The sequence below is a fragment of the Pseudomonas sp. JZ134 genome, from assembly GCF_051027695.1.
GTDB classification, from domain to species: Bacteria; Pseudomonadota; Gammaproteobacteria; order Pseudomonadales; family Pseudomonadaceae; genus Chryseomonas; species Chryseomonas luteola.
Genome location: NZ_CP069250.1, coordinates 3152136 through 3170153 on the forward strand (window position 1 = coordinate 3152136; position 18018 = coordinate 3170153).

The 18018-nt window shown below is 56.6% G+C and carries 14 protein-coding genes; 4 read left to right on the top strand and 10 right to left on the bottom strand.

Annotated features, from left to right (window positions below):
• Nucleotides 1-84 precede the first annotated feature (84 nt).
• The 7 genes from JQR86_RS14725 to mreB form a co-directional block, all read right to left on the bottom strand.
• On the bottom strand, nucleotides 85-930 hold the full coding sequence (locus JQR86_RS14725; RefSeq protein WP_434153798.1) for a carbon-nitrogen hydrolase family protein: 846 nt from the start codon (nucleotides 928-930) through the stop codon (nucleotides 85-87).
• 101 nt (nucleotides 931-1031) lie between these two features.
• Nucleotides 1032-4886: a YhdP family protein gene (locus JQR86_RS14730; protein WP_434153799.1), complete on the bottom strand. Its 3855-nt coding sequence runs from the start codon at nucleotides 4884-4886 to the stop codon at nucleotides 1032-1034.
• Between the two features lie 18 nt (nucleotides 4887-4904).
• Complete coding sequence (rng, locus tag JQR86_RS14735; protein ID WP_010797272.1) at nucleotides 4905-6362, bottom strand: ribonuclease G; 1458 nt, start codon at nucleotides 6360-6362, stop codon at nucleotides 4905-4907.
• Nucleotides 6363-6430: 68 nt separating this feature from the next.
• A complete protein-coding gene (locus JQR86_RS14740; protein ID WP_150347925.1) occupies nucleotides 6431-7027 on the bottom strand; it encodes a Maf family protein in 597 nt (198 codons plus the stop codon).
• 50 nt (nucleotides 7028-7077) lie between these two features.
• Nucleotides 7078-7566, bottom strand: coding sequence for a rod shape-determining protein MreD (mreD, locus tag JQR86_RS14745; protein ID WP_010797270.1), 489 nt, complete (start codon nucleotides 7564-7566; stop codon nucleotides 7078-7080).
• Nucleotides 7566-8624 (bottom strand): rod shape-determining protein MreC, encoded by a 1059-nt coding sequence (mreC, locus tag JQR86_RS14750; protein ID WP_233432213.1) that lies wholly within the window; start codon nucleotides 8622-8624, stop codon nucleotides 7566-7568. The genes mreD and mreC overlap by 1 nt, the downstream gene beginning before the upstream one ends.
• A gap of 119 nt (nucleotides 8625-8743) precedes the next feature.
• Nucleotides 8744-9781 carry a rod shape-determining protein MreB gene (gene mreB / locus JQR86_RS14755; protein WP_010797268.1) on the bottom strand — a complete coding sequence of 346 codons (1038 nt, stop codon included), beginning with the start codon at nucleotides 9779-9781 and terminating at the stop codon, nucleotides 8744-8746.
• Between the two features lie 227 nt (nucleotides 9782-10008).
• Here mreB and gatC point away from each other — a divergent pair, with 227 nt between their 5' ends.
• The 4 genes from gatC to JQR86_RS14775 all read left to right on the top strand — a co-directional run bounded on the left by gatC (nucleotide 10009) and on the right by JQR86_RS14775 (nucleotide 13948).
• Nucleotides 10009-10296 carry an Asp-tRNA(Asn)/Glu-tRNA(Gln) amidotransferase subunit GatC gene (gatC, locus tag JQR86_RS14760; protein WP_010797267.1) on the top strand — a complete coding sequence of 96 codons (288 nt, stop codon included), beginning with the start codon at nucleotides 10009-10011 and terminating at the stop codon, nucleotides 10294-10296.
• A 14-nt stretch (nucleotides 10297-10310) separates the two neighbouring features.
• Nucleotides 10311-11768 carry an Asp-tRNA(Asn)/Glu-tRNA(Gln) amidotransferase subunit GatA gene (gene gatA / locus JQR86_RS14765; protein ID WP_434154928.1) on the top strand — a complete coding sequence of 486 codons (1458 nt, stop codon included), beginning with the start codon at nucleotides 10311-10313 and terminating at the stop codon, nucleotides 11766-11768.
• 19 nt (nucleotides 11769-11787) lie between these two features.
• Complete coding sequence (gene gatB / locus JQR86_RS14770; RefSeq protein ID WP_434153800.1) at nucleotides 11788-13233, top strand: Asp-tRNA(Asn)/Glu-tRNA(Gln) amidotransferase subunit GatB; 1446 nt, start codon at nucleotides 11788-11790, stop codon at nucleotides 13231-13233.
• A 316-nt stretch (nucleotides 13234-13549) separates the two neighbouring features.
• The gene (locus JQR86_RS14775) at nucleotides 13550-13948 is read left to right on the top strand and encodes a septal ring lytic transglycosylase RlpA family protein (protein WP_010797264.1); all 399 of its coding nucleotides are present in this window, start codon (nucleotides 13550-13552) and stop codon (nucleotides 13946-13948) included.
• A 177-nt stretch (nucleotides 13949-14125) separates the two neighbouring features.
• Here the strand turns inward: JQR86_RS14775 and garD are convergent, their stop codons facing one another.
• The 3 genes from garD to JQR86_RS14790 all read right to left on the bottom strand — a co-directional run bounded on the left by garD (nucleotide 14126) and on the right by JQR86_RS14790 (nucleotide 18016).
• Nucleotides 14126-15682, bottom strand: coding sequence for a galactarate dehydratase (garD, locus tag JQR86_RS14780; protein ID WP_434153801.1), 1557 nt, complete (start codon nucleotides 15680-15682; stop codon nucleotides 14126-14128).
• Nucleotides 15683-16230: 548 nt separating this feature from the next.
• Nucleotides 16231-17142: a 5-dehydro-4-deoxyglucarate dehydratase gene (gene kdgD, locus JQR86_RS14785; protein ID WP_010797261.1), complete on the bottom strand. Its 912-nt coding sequence runs from the start codon at nucleotides 17140-17142 to the stop codon at nucleotides 16231-16233.
• Between the two features lie 118 nt (nucleotides 17143-17260).
• Nucleotides 17261-18016: a FadR/GntR family transcriptional regulator gene (locus tag JQR86_RS14790; protein WP_010797260.1), complete on the bottom strand. Its 756-nt coding sequence runs from the start codon at nucleotides 18014-18016 to the stop codon at nucleotides 17261-17263.
• Nucleotides 18017-18018: the final 2 nt, after the last annotated feature.

Consider the following 18018-nt stretch of genomic DNA (forward strand, 5'->3'; position numbering starts at 1 on the left):
TGAAACAACACAGATCTTCTTTATTGACCTTAGCGCGTCTTGCGCGTTGTGCTTAATGGAAATGCCCAATCAAGTCGATTGTGGTCATTCGTGGCTTGGCAAGGGCGATGTTGCAAAACCAAAGCGACGATGCTGAGCAATCGGCATCCGTTCGCGTAATGCTTGTTGCTGGCCAATATCACGTCGTCCAATCATGACAGCTTCCCCTGTAGGCGACTCTTCAAGGACGCGCCCCCAAGGATCGATAATAGCGGAGTGGCCCCAGGTTTCCCGACCTCGTGGATGCAGACCTCCCTGCGCAGCGGCCAGAATATAACATTGCGTTTCGATAGCCCGGGCACGTATCAAGATATCCCAATGAGCCTTTCCCGTAACAGCCGTGAATGCTGAAGGCGCAGCAATCAACTCGGCACCGGCCTCACGTAGAGAGGTGTACAACTCAGGGAAACGCAAGTCATAGCAAACCGTCAAGCCAAGCAGCCCTACAGGGGTATCCGCCACGACGATATCCTGGCCTTCCGCATAGTGATCACCCTCTCTATAGCTACCCTGCCGGTCATCTACACGGGCATTGAAGAGATGCAGCTTGTCATAACGAGCTACTCGCTCCCCTTGATCATTGATCAACAGGCAGCACGCCCTTGGCTTGGCATATGGCTGATCATCCGGAGGAAGCGGTAATGTCCCGGCGACAATCCAGAGCCCCAATGCACGAGCAGAACAGCTTAACCAAGGCAGGATTGGCCCTGCTCCTAGCGCCTCCGCCTGGCCGATCATGGCTGGATTGGAGTGACCGATCGCAACGAAATTCTCGGGCAGGACCGCCAGCTGTGCTCCAGCCTTGGCCGCCTGCTCAAGCAGACGGTATGCCGTAGCAAGATTGGCCTCTATGTCGTCTTGGCTGACCATCTGGATTACCGCAAACGTCATAGCCCACCTCGTATTGACTTGTCTATGCTACGCAGAGGATCCGCTTACGCTCAACCGACTTCTGTCATGGCAGAACAGCCTGCATTTCTTTTGCGCAGGGTTCACTTCTTGCCCAGTGTCATCTGTGGGTTTTGCCAAGGCCCGTGGATGTGATAGTTCACACTGGCCATGCGGGTTACCCTGTCACCAATCAAGCGATCCACAATGAACAGGGCTCCGCCTATGGCAGGTGCTCCGGCAATCAACGCTGCGATAGGCAATGAGTTGGTCAAGGGCAATCCAACCTGCAAATGGGCATCGACCTGATCATGAGCCAGGTCCAGCGTACCCTGCATCTGCATATCGGTAGAAGGACCATCCAGAATGATGGGTTTCCGGGTTAGAAAAACACCGTTTTGCGCCTCCAGTAACCCGCTGATCGTGTCGTAACTCAGGCCGCGGCCAAAAATATCGGAAAAGTCCAGCCGCAGCCGCCGCCGTATGGCCTCGAAATTGAGCAGGCCAAACACCCGGAGCGCTGATGCAGAGCCTTCAACCTGACGCAATTGTCCGTTACGCAGGCTGGCATCCAGTGTGCCGGACAGACGATTCAGCCCCGCCCAGGCTGGTGATCCAGGCCAGCTGACGTTGGCATCAAGACGAAACTCGCGACTGGTCACACTGGATGCAAACTTCCAGGCCAGCAATACATCGGCAACGTTGTCACCCGAGAGACGACCGCTATACCGTGTACGCGTAGTGCCCGGCAACCCCTCCCAATCCATCGTACCTTCGACCTTCAGTCCCTTCAGATAGAGGTTCAGGTCTGAAAAGCGCACTCCTGCCGTCGTTGGCCGGATCCTGAGTCGCTGTGCGCCAACAGGCTCACCGCCCAGCGAAAGGGTATCAATCGATACGTCCATTGCCGGCAGGCCATGCGGGTCGATATTCGCCAGGGGATCAGGACTTTCGACGGGCTTGGCGCCCCCTGCCGGAGCAGCATGACTGGGAAAGTCCAAGTGTTTGAGCGCAAGCGTAATGGGTACCTTGCGGTCTTCCGGCAACCGTACCTGGCCGGCAATGACCGAGCTATCGAGCGTAAGCACCCAGACATTACTTTGTGGTTCCAGCTGAACAGCGAGGTTTTCGACGGTCTGACCGAAACCTTCGAAATGCACTACCTTGAGCTGCCCGCCCGCAAGTATTGAGAGCATGGAGTCGGACGAGGCAGGCCCACCACCGGAGCGCGTCGCCGTTTCCTTACCAGACGTAACGTACTTTTCGATAGCGACCTGCCATTCACTCAGCACGAGACGATCTAGGACGCCACGAACACGGATTCCCTGACCGCTCGGGAGATTGGCTGTGCCATTTCCCAGAACAACCTCACCACGGGCCTCGGTCAAGCGATCCGGCGGTGCGACGATAACGGCATCCGCCAAGCCTTGATACGTCGCCTCATAACGACGCTCGGGCCCATTAAGCGTCATGCTGAAAAAGCCATCATGGGCGGTCTGCGGATCCTTGCCAAACGGTGCCGGCAGATCAATAGCTACCCCTTGAAGATTCGAGGCTACTACGATTTCGCTAGCCTCGTTTGCCAGGGTCAGGCTCATGCGATACGGAATATCGCCTGACACTGGCAAGGGCCGGCCTCCAACACCCAGCCATTGGGTAAGCTGACTGAGCGCTACCTTGCCCTCAGCCACGAGGCGGGTCTTGGGATCGGTCTGACTCCCTTCGGCGAACGCCTTGCCGTGGGCCTGACTGCCCAATACCTGCGCCTTGATATCCGGTGCGCTCAAGCCTCGTGTCGTGTCATAGCGAAACGCACCGCGGATATTGGTGACATCGAGCATGGGATTTGCCAGCTGTAACCGGGCCCCATTAGCCACGAAATCCACAATCACCTTGGGCGGTAGCCCATGATCAAAAGGCAAATCCAGGTCAAGCTTACCCTTTAGAGCCCCTTCCCCCCGCCATCCCTTGAATGTCTCGGCTGTCGGTAACGGCGTCTCCTGCAAGATCGTGAGCCCGTCCTTTACACTACTGTCCAAGTCACTTTTCAGATACAGATGGACCGTACTGCCATCATGTCGCAGCGGGATGGTGACATTTGCCTTGCTGACCTGGGTATCCAGGATTCGCCCCTCCGGTACCTGAATGCGAACGGCATCATCTTCAATGACTATATCGCCGCTGGCCTCACGCAACTCTGGCCAACCCGGCTGGTAGGCAAGCAATGCGTCGTGGACGCGAAAGAAAAGACTCATGGTACGTGCACCCGGCGGTGCATCGTGCATCAGGGAGCCCTGATACTGGTAAATACCTTCATCAATATGGCCACCCTTGATCGCGGTCTTGAGCCAGTCAGCCAGAGGGCCACTCATCGCGGGTGTCCGGGTAGGCAGATACTTGGCGGTATAGCGCGCATCACCATTGCGCAGCCCAACACGCAGGTCCATGTAGCTTTCAATGCCTGGCTTGCGCGCCAGCCGGATGAACATGTCACCGGCGGCATCACCCTCTTTACCCGAGACGCGCATCAACGGACTCGACAAGGTAAAGCTGTCATCGCTTAAAGACCAATTCAAGCGCGCTTTGGCTGTACGGTACTGCCACGGTTCAGGAAACAGGGTGGCCAGATGCAGCGAGAAGTTGGTGGTATCCAGCCGCAATTCGCCATGCTGCAGTCCGCCAGTTGCACTACCACTGGCATTCTCGACAGCCGGCGCACCGTGATAGGCCGAGAACCCTACCTTTTCCAGGTTGGCTGCAAACGCGAGGCGATCAGCAAGACTTTTCTGGGGTTGGTAGTCCAGCGAGATGTTACGTAGCGCACCATGCGGACTAAGTGCCGATAACGCTGACGCCACATTTTCAGGTAAAGGCGCAAGTGCCTGGACGGCGGCCGTCAATGGTGCCAGATCGAGCCGGTCGGCACGTACCTGCCAGCGATCCGCTGCATCATTGCGCTGAACCGCTAATGTCACACCACTCCAGCGCTTCTCCCCAAGGCTTACCGCAAGATCGGAACCGATGGCTCGCCAGCCGTTTTTCTCGCGGGTAAATGCAAGGTTCAGGGCGAGGTCATCAAGACCAGCAGGCGCACGGGTACCATACGAAGCCACCAGCCGAGCCGCATTGAGTCGCAAGGCTGCGTCTTGAGGCAATCCATGAGCCCAGTCAAGCCAGACCTCTCCTCCTGCATGTAACTCATGCAGCTGCCACTGCCGCGTCAGAGTACGTGGCACCCACTGTGCCCAGTCCGTTTGGGGCAGGCTCAAATAGCTCTTGAATCGGCTGTCCTGCCAATGCGCCGAATCGACCTGCCCCTGGACGTCTAAGGCCAAGGGCTGCCCGTCAGGTAGATTCAAACGCGCATCGAGACGGACATCGCCGTTACGTCTCGTAGACAGCGTTGCCTCGACATAGCGCAGCGTAAACACTTTTCCTTCATGGGATAAAACGCTGAGCTGTCCATTGAGTACTGATAGTCGCCCAAGCGAGGACAGCCACTTGAGAAGCGGCGCGGGATCAAAAGGCTTTTGCTCATCATCACGCTGGGGCAGTCCTGCGATACGCCAGCGCCCATCCGCCTCTTCTAGCAACTCGAGTCGTACACCGTCGAGGCTGGCATAACTCAGTATGGGCTGCCAGTGCAGGAGGCTCTGGAACATATTCGGCACAACCCTGATTCGCTCCAGATGCAGAGGTTGGCTGCCCTCACCCAGTTCCAGGTCCTGCAGGTCAATGACAGGATTGAGTCCTTGCCAGCTTCCCTTCAAGGCGCCCAGGCGTACAGGCTGCTTCAAGGCACTGCTCAAGCGCGCCTCAACGTCGGCTCTATACTCGGCAACGCCCGGTATGAGTTGGCGCCCTACGCTGACATAAAGCGCCAGCAGGATCAGGATCAGAGCACACAGACCGAAACCAAGGCGCAGGAGTGTTCCGATGAAGCGGCCCAACCCTGCCATCAGCCTAAGCTCAGCGGCTTACAGCAGTACAACATCATATTGCTCCTGGGAGTACATAGGTTCGACCTGAAACTTGATCGTTCGACCGATAAAAGCTTCCAGGTCCGCTACATTGCCTGACTCCTCATCAAGAAGACGGTCTACCACCTTCTGATTGGCCAACACGAGATAGGAGTTTGCCTGGTAAGCGCGTGCTTCGCGCAGAATTTCACGGAAGATTTCGTAGCAGATAGTTTCAGCCGTCCGCAGCATGCTACGTCCCTGGCACGCCGGACAAGGCTCACACAGGACCTGCGACAGGCTCTCACGTGTGCGCTTGCGCGTCATCTGGACGAGACCAAGCTCAGTAATTCCAATGATGTTGGTTTTGGCGTGATCGCGCTCCAACTGCTTCTCCAGATTGCGAAGCACTTGGCGCTGATGCTCTTCATCTTCCATATCGATGAAATCGATAATGATGATACCGCCCAGGTTTCGCAGCCGTAACTGCCGGGCAATTGCCGTAGCTGCCTCAAGATTGGTCTTGAAAATCGTCTCTTCCAGGTTACGGTGCCCTACGAATGCACCTGTATTCACGTCTATCGTAGTCATCGCCTCGGTCTGATCGATGATCAGATACCCGCCCGATTTGAGCATGACCTTTCGCTCAAGCGCCTTCTGGATTTCATCCTCGACGCCATACAAGTCGAAAATCGGACGCTCGCCAGGATAATGCTCCAGGCGATCAGATACTTCAGGCATCAGCTCGGACACGAACTGGCCAATTCGCTGGAAATTTTCCCGAGAGTCCACACGAATCTTTTCACTGCGCGGACTGACCAGATCCCGCAAGGTACGCAATGGAAGGTCAAGGTCTTCATAGATGGTCGTAGGCGCAGGCACCTTATTCATCTGAGAATGAATCTGAGCCCACAGCCGCCGCAAGTAGCGGATATCCGCCTTGATTTCATCTTCACGCGCGCCCTCCGCCGCCGTACGAAGAATAAAGCCACCAGCTTCCTCGATACACTCGTTGGCGATGCACTTTTCAACGATGTTCTTGAGCCGTTCACGCTCGGCTTCATCCTCGATTTTCAGCGAGATGCCCACATGATTGGTCTTGGGCATGTACACCAGATAGCGCGAGGGAATTGAAAGGTGCGTCGTCAGGCGCGCCCCCTTGGTTCCGATAGGATCCTTCGTGACCTGAACGACCAGACTTTGCCCCTCATGAACCAGGGCACTGATGCTTTCGACAGCACTGCCCTCGCGGGTAGAAATCTCGGCAGCATGAATAAAGGCGGCCCTGGCCAGCCCAATATCCACAAAGGCCGCCTGCATCCCAGGCAGGACTCTGACAACCTTGCCTTGATACAGATTGCCTACAATGCCCCGGCGCATCGTGCGTTCGATATGAACCTCTTGCAGAACGCCGTTTTCAACAACCGCCACCCGAGACTCCATCGGGGTGATGTTGATCAAGATTTCTTCGCTCATAGACTTATCCATTATTCGAGGTGTCTTGCAGCTTATCGGTATCGGCGCTATCTAGGGTATTAACCTTTTCAACGAGGTACATTGGGCTGCCAGCATGGTATGCCAAACGTTGATAACAGCTCCGCTGTTTCACAAAGGGGGAGTCCGACGATGCTGCTATAGCTTCCCGCTATATGTTGAACAAAGACAGCGCCCAGCCCCTGGATTCCGTAACCGCCTGCCTTGTCGGCCGGCTCACCGCTTGCCCAATAGGCTTGACGCTCGTCTTCACTGATAGGCCTGAACGTTACTTCGCTCGACACGACGCGCGCCAGGCACAGATCTTTACTGGCTACGGCAACTGCGGTCAGAACGGTATGCGTCTTGCCGCTCAAGCGAACCAACATGTCCATGCCATGCTCGCGGCTTTCCGGCTTGCCCAGAATATGCCCATCCAACACGACGCTAGTGTCGGCTCCCAGGACGCAATCAACCGTGTCACCAGACAAAAGTGCCAGACCTGCCTGTGCCTTGCTTCTGGCAAGACGTTCGACATAGGCATCTGCCGTCTCGCCAGGCAGCACGGCCTCATTAATTTCGGCCGAAAGACGTTCGAACGGCACACCGATTTGCTCAAGCAACTCACGACGGCGTGGAGATCCGGAAGCAAGATACAGACGTGGCATAGAAGGCTCCTTGAAACGCTCACGTCAACAGATCAGCCGCCGACGCCACGTCAACTTACATTGAAACGCGTTCGCAAATCACGTAGCACCAGATATACCCAAGGCCAGAGCAAGGCGCTGACCAGGGAAGGTGCAAGAAATACCAGTGTGGGTGGACGATTACCCGTCAACGTGTTCAGCCAGAGCTGAACCAGCTGCGAGATGCCATAGACGACCAGCAGCACAAAGCCCTGCTGCCAAATGGGAAAGACGCGAAGCCGCTGTTGTAATGACTGCACCAGAAAAACTACCAGGCTCAGAATCAAGGCATTCTGGCCAAGCAGATTTCCGTACAGCACATCCTCTGCCAATCCGAAGACCCAGGCCGTACTCAGGCCCACCCGATGGGGCAGCGCCAACGTCCAGAACGTCAAGAACATAGACAGCCACAGAGGCCGTCCAATCTCCATGAAGTCCGGCATCGGCGCAACGGAAAGCAGCAGTCCCACCAGCAACGTCAGCCAGATAACCCAGCCGTTATGGCCGATCCGAAAGGCCATTAACGGGCCTCCTGGGCGCGTTGTGTCGAGGCAGCCGGGGCCTGGCTGGCCTGCGGCTTGGCGGCAGGCTTCGCGGGCTGAGTCTGGGGCTTGGCCGACTGAGCAGCCGGAGCCGCCGCGTTGGTCGCCGGTGTCTTGTTATTACCACTGGCTGGCTGAGCGGGATTATTAACCTGGGCGGGCGAGGTTGCCGCTGGCGTTGTTCCCTGCTGCTCCTGGGACACTTTGCGATCCGCTTCTTCCTGGGCCCGGGCAGCATCGTAGGCCCGTTCCTCAGGTGTACGTGGATCACTGAAGACCAATAGCACATAGCGACTGCGGTTCAGCTTGGCAGTGGGTACAGCTCGCACGATGGCAAACGGTTGCCCTGAGTCATGCACTACTTCAGTCACGGTTGCGACCGGGTACCCCGCAGGAAACCGCTGCCCCAAGCCAGAGCTGACCAGTAGATCGCCTTCCTTGATATCGGCGGTATCGGCCACATGGCGCAGTTCAAGACGCTCAGGGTTACCAGTTCCCATGGCGATAGCACGCAAACCATTGCGGTTGACCTGAACAGGAATGCTATGGGTGACGTCCGTCAACAGCAGGACACGGGCGGCATAGGGCATGACTTCGACCACCTGCCCCATCAACCCACTGGCGTCTAACACCGGCTGGCCGATAAAGACCCCATCCTTCGCGCCTTTGTCGATCAGGATACGGTGAGTAAATGGATTCGGATCGACGCCAATCAGCTCGCTGACCAGCACTTTGTCGTCTACCAGGGCGGCAGAGTTGAGCAATTCTCTAAGTCGTACGTTTTGCTCGGTCAAAGCCGCCAGCTTTTGCAGGCGACGCTGCATAAGCAGTGCTTCAGCCTTGAGGCGCTCGTTTTCAGCCATGATCTCAGTACGGCTGGAAAACTGATCGCGCACGGCTTGCCAGGCACGAACCGGAAGATCGGCTGCCCAATAGAATGGTGTAAGCACCAGGCCCATTTCGCTGCGCACCGGCTTCAGATAATCGAAGCGGGCATCTACCACCATCAGGCTGACAGACAGAACAGCCAGAGCCAGCAGACGGACGCCAAGCGAAGGACCCTTGGAAAATATACGCTTGATGGTCTCGTCCTCGAAGCGTCAATCATGACAACATCAAGGCCCGCCATGCAGGCCCTGATATTCATGCATGCGACTTATTCGGTGGAAAGAAGATCCATAGCGTGACGGTCCATCATCTCCAACGCCTTGCCGCCACCGCGGGCAACACACGTCAGAGGATCTTCCGCCACGATCACCGGCAGGCCGGTTTCCTGCGCCAGGAGCTTGTCTAGATCACGTAGCAGAGCACCACCACCGGTCAGGACTAGACCGCGCTCGGCAATATCCGAAGCCAACTCCGGCGGGGACTGCTCCAGACAGCTCTTGACCGCCTGGACGATGGTTGCCAGCGATTCCTGCAGGGCTTCCAGCACTTCGTTGGAGTTCAACGTAAAGCTGCGCGGTACGCCTTCAGCCAGATTGCGGCCGCGGACGTCGATTTCACGCAGGTCACCGCCCGGGTAGGCCGTACCGATTTCCTGCTTGATGCGCTCGGCAGTAGATTCACCGATCAGGCTGCCGTAGTTGCGGCGGACATAGGTCACGATCGCTTCATCGAAGCGGTCACCGCCTACGCGTACGGACTCGGCATAGACAACACCGTTCAGGGAGATCAAGGCGATCTCGCTGGTGCCGCCACCGATGTCCACTACCATCGAACCACGCGCTTCTTCAACCGGAAGACCTGCGCCAATGGCAGCTGCCATCGGCTCTTCGATCAGGAAGACTTCACGGGCGCCAGCGCCCAGAGCCGATTCGCGAATGGCACGGCGCTCGACTTGGGTGGACTTGCACGGTACGCAGATAAGTACACGGGGACTTGGCTGGAGAAAGCTGTTCTCGTGAACTTTGTTGATGAAGTACTGCAACATTTTTTCACAAACGCTGAAGTCTGCAATCACACCATCCTTCATCGGTCGGATCGCAGAAATATTGCCAGGCGTACGACCCAGCATGCGTTTGGCGTCGGTACCGACGGCAACTACACTCTTCTGATTGCCATGCGTACGAATGGCAACAACGGATGGCTCGTCAAGGACAATACCGCGATCCCGGACATAAATGAGGGTATTGGCTGTACCCAGGTCGATCGACAGATCGCTGGAAAACATGCCACGCAACTTTTTGAACATGAAGTGACCCTAGGCGGTGGCGTCAGGCACGCAGATGAAACGCGTGGGAAAAATTGCGGCAGACTCTAACAACGGCAGGGATTTTGAGCAAGGCGGTGATGTGCTAGATTGCTCGTTTCTGCGGCCCTCTTAGGCCTTTCTTAACGCGGTGCTTGACCGCCTACCGTGCAAATCTCTCGATTTATGACTTTCGCCATGGTCAAGCCCCGATATTGCTGGAGAATCCGATGGCGCTCGAACGCTCCGACGTCGAAAAGATCGCTCACCTGGCCAGACTAGGCCTTAACGATGCCGATATTGAACGGACCACCGGGACGTTGAATGACATCCTCGGCCTGATTGATCGCATGCAGGCCGTCAATACCGATAACGTCGAACCCTTGGCGCACCCGCTGGAAGCCGTACAGCGCCTGCGACCGGACGAAGTCACCGAAACCAATCAGCGTGACGCCTACCAGACTATCGCCCCGGCGGTCGAGAACGGCCTGTTCCTGGTACCCAAGGTGATTGAGTAATGAAGGACACCCCTATGCATACGTTGACCCTGGCCGAGATCAGCCGTGCGCTATCGGCAAAGGAATTTTCTGCCGAGGAATTGACTCGCGCCCTGCTGGACCGCATCGCCCGGGTTGATCCACAGCTCAACAGCTTTATCACCGTGACGGAAACACAGGCCATTGAGCAGGCCAAAATCGCCGATCAGCGCCGATCAGCGGGCGAAACCGGCGCGCTCCTGGGGGCACCGATCGCACATAAAGACCTCTTCTGCACTCAGGGCATTCGCACCAGTTGCGGCTCGAAAATGCTTGATAACTTCATCGCGCCCTACAACGCCACTGTGGTTCAGAAGCTGGCAGATGCAGGCGTTGTAAGCCTGGGCAAACTGAATATGGACGAGTTCGCGATGGGCTCGGCCAACGAATCCAGCCACTACGGCCCGGTCAAGAATCCCTGGGATATCTCTCGTATTCCAGGCGGCTCTTCAGGTGGCTCATCGGCGGCAGTAGCGGCTCGCCTCGTCCCGGCTGCAACCGGTACCGATACCGGCGGCTCGATCCGTCAGCCTGCGGCGCTGACCAACCTGACTGGCCTCAAGCCTACCTATGGACGCGTTTCCCGCTGGGGCATGATTGCGTATGCCTCCAGCCTCGATCAAGGCGGCATGCTGGCTCGCAACGCCGAAGACTGCGCCCTGCTCTTGCAGGCGATGGCTGGCTTTGACCCCAAGGACTCCACCAGCGTAGACCAACCGGTCGATGACTATCTGGCCTGTCTGGAAAAGCCTCTTGCAGGCCTGCGCATTGGCCTGCCGAAAGAGTATTTCGGTGAGGGCTTGGACAGCCGTATCGCAGATCTTACGCTCAAGGCTGTAGAAGCGTTGAAGGCGCTGGGCGCAACCGTCAAGGACATCAGTCTGCCAAACATGCAGCACGCGATTCCTGCCTATTACGTGATCGCACCGGCGGAAGCGTCTTCCAACCTGTCGCGCTATGACGGTGTACGTTTCGGTTATCGCTGTGAAGACCCGGCAGACCTGACTGACCTGTACAAACGCTCTCGCGCAGAAGGCTTTGGTGATGAGGTTCGCCGCCGGATCATGGTGGGCACTTATGCACTTTCTGCCGGTTACTATGATGCCTACTACCTGAAGGCACAGCGTATCCGCCGCCTGATTAAGAACGACTTCATGACCGCCTTCAATGATGTGGACGTCATTCTCGGCCCGACGACGCCCAGCGTGGCGTGGAAACTCGGCGAGAAGAACAACGATCCCGTGGCTGAATACCTGATGGATATCTATACCATCACCGCCAACCTTGCTGGCGTTCCTGGTCTTTCGATGCCGGCCGGCTTTGTCGACGGCCTGCCCGTTGGCGTACAGCTGCTGGCCCCCTACTTCCAGGAAGGCCGCCTGCTCAATATTGCCCACCAGTACCAGAAGGCGACTGATTGGCATACGAAAGCCCCGACTGGGTTCCTGGAATAGAAGGCAGAGGACGACTCACATGCAATGGGAAACCGTGATCGGGCTGGAAATTCACGCACAGCTCTCCACGAAATCGAAGATATTTTCTGGCAGCTCCACCACCTTTGGTGCCGAACCCAATACCCAGGCCAGCCTGATCGACCTGGGCATGCCCGGCGTACTGCCGGTAGTCAACCAGGAAGCAGTGCGCATGGCCGTCAAGTTTGGCCTGGCCATCGACGCACACATTGGCCAGCGTAACGTTTTTGCGCGCAAGAACTACTTCTACCCTGACCTGCCCAAGGGTTATCAGATCAGCCAGATGGAATTGCCTATCGTAGGCAAGGGCCACCTGGACATTACGTTGGACGACGGTACCGTCAAGCGAATCGGCATCACCCGTGCGCACCTGGAAGAAGACGCCGGCAAGAGCTTGCACGAGGACTTCCAGGGCATGACGGGCATCGACCTGAACCGCGCCGGCACGCCACTCCTGGAGATTGTTTCCGAGCCGGATATCCGCAGCGCCAAGGAGGCCGTCGCCTATGTAAAGACTATTCATGCACTGGTGCGTTACCTGGGCATCTGTGATGGCAACATGAACGAGGGCTCGCTGCGTTGCGACTGCAACGTCTCGGTTCGTCCGAAAGGTCAGGCCGAGTTTGGTACTCGCGCCGAGATCAAGAACGTTAACTCGTTCCGCTTCATCGAGAAGGCGATCAATCGTGAGGTTCAACGCCAGATTGACCTCATTGAGGATGGTGGCAAAGTCATTCAGGAAACGCGTCTATACGACCCTAACCTCGATGACACAAGGGCTATGCGCAGCAAGGAAGAAGCAAACGACTATCGCTACTTTCCTGACCCTGACCTTCTGCCCGTGGTGATCGAAGACAGTTTTCTCGAAGAGACACGGAGTCTGCTGCCAGAGCTGCCGCAGCAGAAGCGTGAGCGCTTCGAGCGTGACTTTGGCCTATCTACGTATGACGCGACGGTCCTCTCCTCCAGCCGTGAAATGGCTGATTATTTCGAGCAGGTCCAACAGGTCAGCGGCGATGCCAAATTGGCCGCCAACTGGGTCATGGGTGAGCTTTCCAGCCTGCTTAACAAGCAGGACCTGGATATCACCGACTCGCCGGTTTCCGCTGAGCACTTGGGCGGTATGATCCTGCGTATCAAGGACAACACCATTTCCGGCAAGATCGCCAAGATGGTGTTCGAAGCCATGGCTGCCGGCGAAGGTTCTGCCGATGAGATCATCGAAAAGAAGGGGCTCAAGCAGGTAACCGACACCGGCGCTATTGAGTCCATGCTGGATGAAGTCCTGGCAGCCAACGCCGCCCAGGTCGAGCAGTACCGTGCCAGTGATGAGGCCAAGCGCGGAAAGATGTTTGGCTTCTTCGTAGGCCAGGCGATGAAGGCCTCCAAAGGCAAGGCCAATCCTCAGCAAGTCAACGAATTGCTGAAGAAAAAGCTGGAAGGTTAACCTCCTCCGATAGCCATGACGCAACCTTGCGTCATGGCTATGCCACTCACGAATCTACCTCTTCTTTCTTCTTTCTTCTTTCTTCTTTCTTCTTTCTTCTTTCTTCATTTTTCTTTTTCAGCCGATGCGAAGCAGTCGAGCTTTCTGAGCGATGGACTTGGCCTGCGCCTGTAGATTACGCACGCTTATACAATCTTCAGGGCTGAATGTCGGACTAGTCCTGGAATGTGTTTCAGCACGTAATTACAGCGAAACGGCTTGAACTCAAGAGAGTCATATAGCCAATCTGATATCAAATCGCCAGGAAGCTTTCGATATGTCATGGAGCCTACGCATTGCTCTTCTATCGCTCACCATACTGTTTGCCGGGTGTGCCAACCGAGAGCCTTATTCTTCACCCATGTCACCTGCTGCTGTTCATGGTTACCAGGACTCCGGCCTCGCTTCTTACTACGCCAAACGCCATGCTGGACGCCGCACTGCCAGCGGAGAACGCTACAATCCTTCGGAGATGACAGCCGCTCATCGTACGCTGCCCTTTGGCACGCGAGTCGAGGTGACCAACCTGAGCAACGGAAAGCGTGCAGTCGTACGCATCAATGACCGTGGTCCTCACGTACGTGGACGGATTATTGATCTGTCACGCAATGCGGCCAGTTCAATCGGCTTGATTTCTGATGGCGTTGCGAAAGTCCAGATCAGGGCCTTGGACTGATTTGACTAGACGGGGCTAGTAATGCGTTGGAGCAGAGAGGTCAGCTTGCCTTATACCTAGCTAGCGTCCTGGCATGAGGGACGCCCTTTCAATTCGCTGTCCCGAACCAGGCGCTTATCCTGATAGGCAAAAAACAGCGGAGCACCAAGCTCCGCTGTTTTGTACTTCACTTAGCCATCAGGTCACTGGAGCCGGATTGAACAGTGTCAGATCGTTATGCAGCTTGTGGTGTTCAGCCCATGTCTTTTTGCGGCCACTGGCAACATCCAGGTAGAGATGGAAAATCTCCCAACCCAACTCTTCCAGTGTCATTCGGCCCGATGTCACCCGACCGGCGTCTACATCGATCAGATCTGGCCAGCGCTGTGCCAACTGGGTACGCGTTGCCACCTTGATGACGGGCACCATGGCCAGACCATAAGGCGTTCCGCGACCTGTGGTAAAGATATGCAGGTTCATGCCAGCGGCCAGCTGTAATGTACCGCAGATAAAGTCACTGGCAGGTGTTGCGCAGTAATAAAGGCCTTTGCCCTTAACGCGCTCGCCGGGTGATACGACGCCTGCAATGGCACTGGAGCCCGACTTGGCAATCGAGCCCATGGCCTTTTCCACGATGTTGTTCAGGCCACCCTTCTTGTTACCGGGCGTCGTATTTGCACTGCGATCCGCCATGCCGCGATCCAGATAGCGGTCGTACCAATCCATTTCACGAACCAAGGCCTTGGCGACTTCAGGTGTAGCCGCCCGCGAGGTCAGCAGATGGATACCGTCGCGCACCTCGGTGTTTTCCGAGAACATCACGGTAGCCCCTGCGCGCACCAACAGGTCAGCCGCAACACCTAATGCCGGATTGGCTGTTACCCCGGAAAAAGCATCACTGCCGCCGCACTGCATACCGACCACCAGATCGGAAGCCGGACATGGCTCACGACGGCGCTCGTTCAGCACCTTCAGGCGATCCTCGATCATGCCAAGAATCTGCTCGACCATACCGCTGAAACCGGTATTGGAGTCCTGGAGGCGGAACAGCCATTCCTCTTCATCGATACCAGAGGGCAATTCATCGTCCGGCATGATCTGGCTGGCCTGAAGCTTTTCACATCCCAGGCTGATCACCAGCGCCTGGCCACCGAGGTTGGGATTACGACTGATGTTACGCAGCGTACGAATGGGTACGACAGCATCGGGGGCGTTGATCGCTACACCGCAACCATAGCTGTGAGTCAATGCGATGACATCATCCACATACGGATACTTGGGCAGCAGCTCCTTGCGGGCACGCTCGATGCAATGATCAAGCACACCGGTCACGCACTGAACCGTGGTGGTCACGCCAAGGATATTGCGCGTCCCTACGCTACCGTCCGGGTTTCTGAAACCCTCAAAGGTAAAGCCTTCCAAGGGAGGCTGAATGGGCGGCACATCGGTTGCCAGTGGCAGGTTGTCCAGCGGGGGCGGCGAAGGCAGGCTGAGTAGCTCTTCCTTCACCCAGGAGCCACGCGGAATGGGCTTCAAGGCATACCCGATCACTGTACCGTAGCGCAGAACAGCGCCACCTTCAGGGATATCGACCAACGTTACCTTGTGACTTTGGGGAACGGCTTCAATGGTCATGAGACCGTCTGGAAACTGGCCACCGGCCGCAACACCTTGCTCGTTTACAACGATTGCGACGTTATCGTCAGCATGAAGTCGGATGTAACGAGGCGAGTCCTGGTGTTCAATCAACTGCATGACTCACTCCTTCTTATACTCACTCAGGCTAAGGCATGCGAACAGAGCGATGCTCTGCCCGCGTTCTGTTATTCAACGTAAACCGGCGGTCAACTCATCCATCTCCATACCTCCGCGGTGAGTCACCGATACACACGCGGACGCTTCTCCACGCTTCGCCACTGGTTGCAATAAAGAGCACCTGATCGACCCGCCACTGGACAAATGACAGGTTCTGGCAACCCTCAGCGTTCCGATAAGGGAGCCGACCATGGCAAGCGGGATGACTAAAGATAAGCGTTCAGAAAAGCTGATCGCGCGCAGAATGCGGGGTCTGCGAATGCCAAGAGCACCGAGCAATGAAGTGCCTGACAAGGCAAGCGATGTCACACTGACTCGGTTGATATTCACTCTGCCCCCACTCGTTATTCTTGTCGCGGGTAGTCTTTTATAGCGAGGCGAGAACATCGCCTTTGCTTATACAACCAAATGATAGCGCAATCATTTCAGAACACAATAAAACAAAAATGGCTGACTGGTCTACTAAAACCAGTCAGCCATTTACACACTTACTGCGGACCGAGTTTGTCCATCAGAGCAGCCAGACGCTCGTACTCGTCAGGCTTGAGATCAGTCAGCGGTGCACGTACCGGACCGGCGTCGTAACCTGCGATCTTCGCACCGGCCTTGACGATGCTTACCGCATAGCCTGCGCAGCGGTTACGGATGTCCAGGTACGGCAGGAAGAAGTCATCGATCAGCTTGCCCACGGTCTCGTGGTCATCCGCAGCGATGGCTTTGTAGAAGTCCATGGCCGTCTTGGGAACAAAGTTGAACACCGCCGAGGAGTACACCGGTACACCCAGCGCCTTGTAGGCCGCGGCGTAGACTTCAGCGGTCGGCAAACCGCCCAGGTAGGTGAAGCGATCACCCAGGCGACGGCGGATGGAGACCATCAGCTCGATATCGCCCATGCCATCCTTGAAGCCGATCAGGTTGGGGCAGCGCTCGGCCAGCATTTCCAGCTGGTCAGGCTTCAAACGGCAGACGTTACGGTTGTACACCACCACGCCAAACTTGACGGACTTGCACACCGCCTCGACGTGCGCGGCTACGCCTTCGGGGCTGGCTTCGGTCAGGTAGTGCGGCAGCAGCAGGATGCCTTGGGCGCCCAGGCGCTCAGCTTCCTGAGCCTGCTGGATCGCCACGCGGGTTGGGCCACCGGCACCGGCCAGAATCGGGACCATGCCCTTGCAGGTGTCCACGGCCGTTTTGATGATGTCGGAGTATTCCTTCTGGTCCAGCGAGAAGAACTCACCGGTGCCGCCAGCCGCAAACAGGGCGCTGGCACCGTAGGGCGCCAGCCATTCCAGACGCTTGATGTAGGTATCGCGGCGGAAGTCGCCCTGCGCATCGAAATCGGTTACCGGAAAGGACAGCAATCCGGATGAAAGGGTGTGCTTGAGTTCTTGTGGAGTCATTTTTGTTGCACCCTGGCCTGACGGCATACAGAAGTTGATGAGACAGGCTATCGCCCGTTGTCAGTCATCGTACAACTATAGATTCCAGGGTACAACTCCCCTTACACAGATTTTTTAATCAGCGTGAATTCTGGCCTGTTCCTACCTCTTCATTGGCTCGACGTAGTCGCTCGCGACTGTTGGTTAGATGCAGGCGCATCGCTGCACGTGCCGCATCAGTGTCCTGCCGAGCGATAGCGTTGTAGATGTCTTCATGCTCGCCATCCAGGCGCAGCTGATAGCGCTGCTGATCATCGTGAGCCAGATAAGCCGAGTTGAGACGGGTGCGGGGGATCAGAACGCTACTGAGGTAGGTCATGATGTCGCTGAAATAGCGATTGCCCGTGGACATGGCGATCTGCAAATGAAACTGCAGATCGAAACTGACAGCCTCGGCAGGCTGCTCGGTGCGCGCCTTCATTTGATCCAGCAGACGACGCATCTCCTGAAGCTGCTCGTCATTTCGGCGCTGCGCCGCCAGACCGGCAGCTTCAACTTCCAGACTGATTCGCAACTCAAGCATTGCCAACACATCACGCAAGGTTGTGATGGTAGCCGGATCGATGAACAGTGGCCCCTCGGCAGGCCGCTCCAGCACAAACGTACCAATCCCGTGGCGCGTTTCGACATGCCCTGCAGCCTGCAGGCGCGAGATCGCCTCACGAACCACCGTTCGGCTGACGCCCTGCTCCTGCATGATGGCCGACTCGGTCGGCAGCTTGTCGCCGGGTTTCAGATCGCCGTCACGAATACGAGCCTTCATGACCTCGACAACGTTTTCGGCCAGACTGCGAGACTTTTTACGTGGGCGAGGAGTCACGTTACTGTTTTGCATAA

Excerpts from the sequence above, each read along its gene's own strand:
- JQR86_RS14730 (WP_434153799.1), bottom strand. The coding sequence starts at position 4,886 with ATGGCAGGGTTGGGCCGCTTCATCGGAACACTCCTGCGCCTTGGTTTC.
- mreD (WP_010797270.1), bottom strand. The coding sequence starts at position 7,566 with ATGGCCTTTCGGATCGGCCATAACGGCTGGGTTATCTGGCTGACGTTG.
- JQR86_RS14775 (WP_010797264.1), top strand. The coding sequence starts at position 13,550 with ATGTCATGGAGCCTACGCATTGCTCTTCTATCGCTCACCATACTGTTT.
- JQR86_RS14790 (WP_010797260.1), bottom strand. The coding sequence starts at position 18,016 with ATGCAAAACAGTAACGTGACTCCTCGCCCACGTAAAAAGTCTCGCAGT.
- rng (WP_010797272.1), bottom strand. The coding sequence starts at position 6,362 with ATGAGCGAAGAAATCTTGATCAACATCACCCCGATGGAGTCTCGGGTG.
- JQR86_RS14725 (WP_434153798.1), bottom strand. The coding sequence starts at position 930 with ATGACGTTTGCGGTAATCCAGATGGTCAGCCAAGACGACATAGAGGCC.
- garD (WP_434153801.1), bottom strand. The coding sequence starts at position 15,682 with ATGCAGTTGATTGAACACCAGGACTCGCCTCGTTACATCCGACTTCAT.
- kdgD (WP_010797261.1), bottom strand. The coding sequence starts at position 17,142 with ATGACTCCACAAGAACTCAAGCACACCCTTTCATCCGGATTGCTGTCC.
- mreB (WP_010797268.1), bottom strand. The coding sequence starts at position 9,781 with ATGTTCAAAAAGTTGCGTGGCATGTTTTCCAGCGATCTGTCGATCGAC.
- JQR86_RS14740 (WP_150347925.1), bottom strand. The coding sequence starts at position 7,027 with ATGCCACGTCTGTATCTTGCTTCCGGATCTCCACGCCGTCGTGAGTTG.
- gatB (WP_434153800.1), top strand. The coding sequence starts at position 11,788 with ATGCAATGGGAAACCGTGATCGGGCTGGAAATTCACGCACAGCTCTCC.
- gatA (WP_434154928.1), top strand. The coding sequence starts at position 10,311 with ATGCATACGTTGACCCTGGCCGAGATCAGCCGTGCGCTATCGGCAAAG.
- gatC (WP_010797267.1), top strand. The coding sequence starts at position 10,009 with ATGGCGCTCGAACGCTCCGACGTCGAAAAGATCGCTCACCTGGCCAGA.